The following is a 5,738-nucleotide window of genomic DNA, read 5'->3' on the forward strand; positions in this document are numbered from 1 at the left end:
CGTCGGAGCTTCCCGGCTTCACTAAGCTTCCGGTTCGCTTCCTACCCTCGATAAAAAGTAGGCCAAAAGCGCTTCGAGCAGCTTCCCTCTCCATTCGATTGTCTTCCATTGTTTCCAACTGCTTTCTCTTGTTTTCAACCACTTTCATCCCTGTTGGAGATTCCCTCCGAATCATGAGTGTTTTATTCAATACTCCACCTATTGGCACCAATCATCCACCCGTATTGGAGATTTATAATCCATCTTTGCCATAGGGTGTAAATCTATCTCTGAAAATAGCGACAAGGTTTTAAAAGCGGTGTCGATAGCTGCTGTTTGTGGTGAATGAATGCTTGCCAGACAAACAAAGCCGGGTTAGAAATACCTCCTGAAATCCAGCTAATTTTTATAGCTCAAAATAACCAATGAAACAAACATGTTGTTTGCTGAAGAACAGCAATGAAAGTAATTCGCTGCAACATGTGAGTTCCATCAGACAATTAAAAAAACAAACTATAAACTGATGAAATCTGAAAAACTAAGCGTACTTGAAAAGATCGGATACGGTTCGGGAGATGCGGCAGTAAACGTCGTTATTTCGTCCATGTTCCTGATCATCACCTTTTTTTATACTGATGTATTTGGCATCAAACCCAAAGATGTAGCACTCCTGTTTCTGTTGGTCCGCTTTATCGATGCGATAACCGACCCGCTCATGGGACTCATTACCGACAAGGTTAAAACCAAATGGGGCCGCTATCGCCACTATTTCCTGTTTCTGTCGGTGCCTTTCGGAATCTCGGTGTTCCTAACCTTTACCACCCCTGGTTTCGACTATACCGGCAAACTGATCTGGGCCTACATCACTTATATCTTCGTAACCATCATGTTCACCTCGGTTACCATTCCCTACATCTCACTGATTGGTGTATTGACCAGTGACCCGAAAGAACGACTATCAGCAAACGGATACCGGCTTTTCTTCGCAAAAGTTGCTGCCTTCCTGGTGTCGATTGTAGTGCCTATTATGGCCGAAGCTCTGGGTAAAAACGATATGGGCCGGGGCTACCAACTAGCCATGGGAACGATGGCCATGCTGGGAACCCTGCTTTTCTTATTCTGCTTTTTCACCACCCGCGAGCGTGTTGAGCATGTCGTGGACAAGACGCCCCTATTCCGCCAATTCAGGTTACTGATGAAAAATGGCCAATGGACCTTGTTATTTGGTGTTTGCTTTTTCGGAACGGTGGGTTATGTCATCCGAAACTCTGTAGCCATCTACTACGCTAAATATTTCCTGGGCGGCGATGCCAGTGTCCAGTCATCATTTATGGCAACCGGTGTAATTGCAGCTATTCTGGCCATGCCCGTTTCAACTTATATTACCAAGCGCTATTGTAAGGTTAAACTCTTTAAATGGTCGCAGCTTTTGGTGGGCGTCATTAGTGTCGTTATGCTGTTAGTCGTACGTCAAGGTGATCTGTTACTGGCTTACCCCCTCTATTTCATCCTTTCGTTTGTGGTTGATTTACATGCACCGGTATTTTGGTCGGCAATTGCTGAAGCTGTCGATTACGGACAGGCCAAAACTGGCCAGCGTGTTTCAGGACTGGCTTTCGGAGGTATTTCGTTTGCCCAGAAAGCCGGGATGGGAATTGCCGGAGCAATGGTTGGTGTACTGCTCGACTATTTTGGATACATCCCCGATGCCCAACAAAGCAAGTTTGCCTTGATGGGCCTTGCCCTGATGCTAACCGTAATCCCGGGTGTCTTCCACGCCATTATGGGTGGATTGATGTTCCGCTACAAGATTACCGACGATTATTACGAAGTCATTAAAAAGAAAATCAACATTTAAGATGGATACGACAGGAAAAAACTCTCCGCTGGTCGAGCAACGTGCCGATCCCTTCATTTACAAACACACCGACGGGTATTATTACTTTACCGGTTCGGTACCGACATACGACTGCATTGAGCTTCGCCGGTCGAAAACACTGGAAGGGCTGAAAGATGCCGAGACCTTCAACGTATGGTATAAGCACGAAACCGGGCCCATGAGCCGTCATATCTGGGCTCCCGAGATTCATTACCTCGACGGGAAATGGTATGTTTATTTTGCAGCCAGCGAAGAAGAAGATATTTGGAAACTTCGCCCTTACGTGTTGGAATGTACTGGTCAGGATCCCTTGAAAGATGAATGGATTGAACTGGGACAGATGCAGGCTGCCGATGGCGATGAAAAATCATTTATCGATTTTTCGTTAGATGCCACCATCTTCGAAAATAACGGGAAACGCTATTACTGCTGGGCCGAGAAAACCGGTGGACAATTTGCAGCTTCCAACCTGTATTTAGCTGAAATGGAATCGCCCATTAAGCTCAAGACAGTCCAGTTTATGCTCACCACTCCCGACTACGACTGGGAACGCGTTGATTTCTGGGTGAATGAAGGACCGGCAGTCATCAAAAACAAAGGCAAGATCTACCTGACCTTTTCGGCCAGTGCCACGGGCGCCTGCTATTGCATGGGGATGATGGAAGCCGACGAAGATTCGGACCTGCTGGATCGTAACTCGTGGAAGAAATCGCGCTACCCGGTACTGGCAACCGATTACGAAAAGAAAATATACGGACCCGGACACAATTGTTTTACAGTCGCCGAGGATGGAGTAACACCGCTTTGTATCTACCATGCCCGCGACTATGAGAATGCTGTTGGTGATCCAACGGTTGTGCCGAAAAGCGACACCAGGCCGTTAGAAGAAATTATGAAGGATCCCTTGTACGATCCGAATAGACATGCGCGGGTAATGGAAGTTAAATTCGATGCCAACGGGAAACCCGTTTTCGAGTTTTATTAAACAGGCAGTTTAGTAGACCCCAATAATGTTTTAGTAATAACGGGTAAGGCTTCGGCTTTACCCGTTTCTGGCTTTACTGCTTTCTCAAAGGGATTCCATAGCAATAGCAAAACAACAAAAGCAAAAACGAACTTTCCCCGGAGGGGATATACAAAGTTCTCCGCTGCCGCACGATTGTACATGTGGCTACCATCAACAAAACCCAAAACGGGATTAAAAATCCCGGGCTAAATCGGATCGGATTGCAAATACGATCCAGCAAAGGATTTTATTTATTCCCTACGGGAAAAAGAAATGATTCGCATTAAATAGCATGCTATGGATATTATTCCCCTAACGGGGAACGGGCTGACAGCTCCATTAGCACGACAGGCTATCCCGTAGGGATTCAATAGCAATAGCAAAACAACAAAAGCAAAAACGAACTTTCCCCGGAGGGGATAGACAAAGTTCTCCGCTGCCGCAGGATTGTACATGTGGCTACCATCAACAAAACCCAAAACGGGATTAAAAATCCCGGGCTAAATCGGATCGGATTGCAAATCCGATCCAGCAAAGGTTCAAGCCTAAAAGTAAAATCCGTCCGATAGGACAATATAACCCGGATGCTGAAGGAGAGGGAGCAATCTTAAATGTAAAATATCGAATAACCAATAAGAAATATCCATTAAAGAAAACGCAATGTGCTAGCTTTGTTAGATATTGAATATTCTACATTCCCGCTGCCGCACGATTGTAACGTATGGCTACCAAAGACAACGCGAAAAGATTTGCCAGGAAGCAGAGTTGAGATCACTTCATCGTCATACCTCCTCCTAGCGATGACGCTCAGACGAACTTAGCATTCCATGCTTAGTTCGATACGTGACACTTGTTTTAGCTAAGCTTCTCTTAAAATCCCACCCCAAAACCAACGCTAAAGAAAGGTTCCCAATCGCGATAGGGCGAATTCTTATCCTGCAGCACATCGAATAAGATTTGGGTATTCAGCCATACATTGCGCGAAACCGGCTGACTGTAGCCACCACCCACAAACAGGAAATTCACCCATTGGCGATTGCTATCACCCAACACATTATACAGCTCGTAATTCATCGCCTCATATTCAATATGGGTGTACAGCGACTTAACGATCCGGTAACGGGTAAAAAAGCTAATGCCGTAATTCGACGAGTTGTAATCACGGGTATAACGCTTATCACTCACATAATCGTAGGTAAATTGGGTACCAACCGACAGCTTGGGAGTAAGCTTATACCCCAGCAGCGGAGCAGCCCCAATGGTTGTTACCCGCCCGAACGACAAATTGATATAGCCACCAAAATAGGCTTTCTTCACATCAAACTTCGAGGGCTCCTTTGCCACTTGTTGACGGGTCTGTTGTTGCTGCGCTTGCTGTTGCTGTACTTGTTGAGTCGTATCGAGCATTTGCTGCAATTGGTCCAGTGTAACTTCAGGCACCGACTGTTGTTGCGTTTTCTGCCCATCCTCTTGTGCCGAAGCAGCTGCTACCAGCATCAGGCATCCAATTAAGATATAGATTGCTTTCATTCGGGTTGTTTTAATGAATAATAATTTTGGTGTTCACTAAATTTACGGAATTCTTTTCGAATAAGCGATATATCTAACCAGCCGAAATACCAAGCTTAAAAAGAGCACGATCAAGCACTTAAAAAATCAACTTTCAGCCATACAGTCAACAAAATATGCGGACCACTCCGTATTTTACAGTAAAAGGAAGGCTATTTACCCCACTAAACCGAACAATAAAATGTTCGTTCGTTAAGCCAATCTGCACGTTCAGCCCCCAAAACATAGTCGTTCATGAAGTTTTTTCGAAATCATTTGGATTATAGGAACATAAGTCCGTAACTTTTCATTGATAAACAGATTTAGTAATAACATCAAATCAGAATTGACTATGGCTGATAAAATCAACTACCAGTTACCTGAAACAGTTGTGACTGAAGTAAATCAAAAATTAAATGAGATTGTTGCCTTGTTGGCACCGTACATGATTGCTTTAACACCTGACGAGCGAAAGTCATTACCTAAAATGGGTGACGGAACGGCTCCCTTTGTTCAAAAGTGTATGGAATACTGCAAATCCAATCCGCAATTTGCACCAAGCTACCTGGATATTGACGCCTTTGCGAACGACCTCGATGTTTGGACCAAACTAATCAGCATCTCTCGCCTGGTAGCTCAATTGTTTTCCAATACCGACGACACCACTATGGAAGCCGGTTCGGAAAGTTACGCTGCCGCTTTAATCTATTATAACTCGGTAAAACAAGCTGCCAAAGAAGACGTACCCGGTGCAAAACCCATCTATGAAGATTTGAAACAGCGCTTTACTTATTCGAGCAGCAAAAAGTAACCAGTATCTAAAGTCTTACAGGTAAACAACTCTAAAGCCGGAACATGCTATCGTGTTCCGGCTTTTTCTGTTTCTGTTAAATGGCTTAGCTTAATTAACCGGGGAAACTGACACAGTTATTTGAACACTCTCGAACAGTTCAATGAACATTACCGCGATCACGCAGCTTCGAACTGCAAAAAGGGAGTTCAGACCTGCGACCAAGCAGCTTTTTACTGCGGCAAGGCAGTTCTGAACTGAGAACAGGCACCTTTTTACTGCGACTAAGCAGTTCCGAACCGAGACCAAGCACCTTTTTACCGGGAGCAAGCAGTTCCGAACCGCGAGCGAGCACCTTTGAGGTGGAGAGGGGTACTTCCGAAGTACCCCCTCCCACTTCTGCGGCACCCCAGGTTAAGCCCTTCACTCGTCATTGCAAATTCGGTCCAGCACAAAATGACTTATTCCGGCAAAATAAGTCAAAAAGTAAGCTCCGTAACCGCGACATGCAGACAAAAGCTGGGTGCTAAGCATTC

Annotated in this window: 4 protein-coding genes; 3 read left to right on the forward strand and 1 reads right to left on the reverse strand. The window is 45.1% G+C overall.

The genetic code is table 11. The features are described from left to right. Positions 1-502 precede the first annotated feature (502 nt). A complete protein-coding gene (locus AC37HE_RS04265; protein WP_500781545.1) occupies positions 503-1,837 on the forward strand; it encodes an MFS transporter in 1,335 nt (444 codons plus the stop codon). Position 1,838: 1 nt separating this feature from the next. Further along, positions 1,839-2,843: a glycoside hydrolase family 43 protein gene (locus AC37HE_RS04270; protein ID WP_500781546.1), complete on the forward strand. Its 1,005-nt coding sequence runs from the start codon at positions 1,839-1,841 to the stop codon at positions 2,841-2,843. Positions 2,844-3,734: 891 nt separating this feature from the next. Here the strand turns inward: AC37HE_RS04270 and AC37HE_RS04275 are convergent. Next, a complete protein-coding gene (locus AC37HE_RS04275) occupies positions 3,735-4,394 on the reverse strand; it encodes a hypothetical protein (RefSeq protein ID WP_500781547.1) in 660 nt (219 codons plus the stop codon). 370 nt (positions 4,395-4,764) lie between these two features. Between AC37HE_RS04275 and AC37HE_RS04280 the strand changes: the two genes are divergently transcribed. Continuing rightward, positions 4,765-5,223 (forward strand): hypothetical protein, encoded by a 459-nt coding sequence (locus tag AC37HE_RS04280; protein ID WP_500781548.1) that lies wholly within the window; start codon positions 4,765-4,767, stop codon positions 5,221-5,223. Positions 5,224-5,738 lie beyond the last annotated feature (515 nt).

It is taken from the genome of Mangrovibacterium sp., from assembly GCF_059905295.1.

What these genes read in the sequence shown, in the direction of transcription:
- AC37HE_RS04265 (WP_500781545.1), top strand. Translation starts at nt 503, where the DNA reads ATGAAATCTGAAAAACTAAGCGTACTTGAAAAGATCGGATACGGTTCG.
- AC37HE_RS04270 (WP_500781546.1), top strand. Translation starts at nt 1,839, where the DNA reads ATGGATACGACAGGAAAAAACTCTCCGCTGGTCGAGCAACGTGCCGAT.
- AC37HE_RS04275 (WP_500781547.1), bottom strand. Translation starts at nt 4,394, where the DNA reads ATGAAAGCAATCTATATCTTAATTGGATGCCTGATGCTGGTAGCAGCT.
- AC37HE_RS04280 (WP_500781548.1), top strand. Translation starts at nt 4,765, where the DNA reads ATGGCTGATAAAATCAACTACCAGTTACCTGAAACAGTTGTGACTGAA.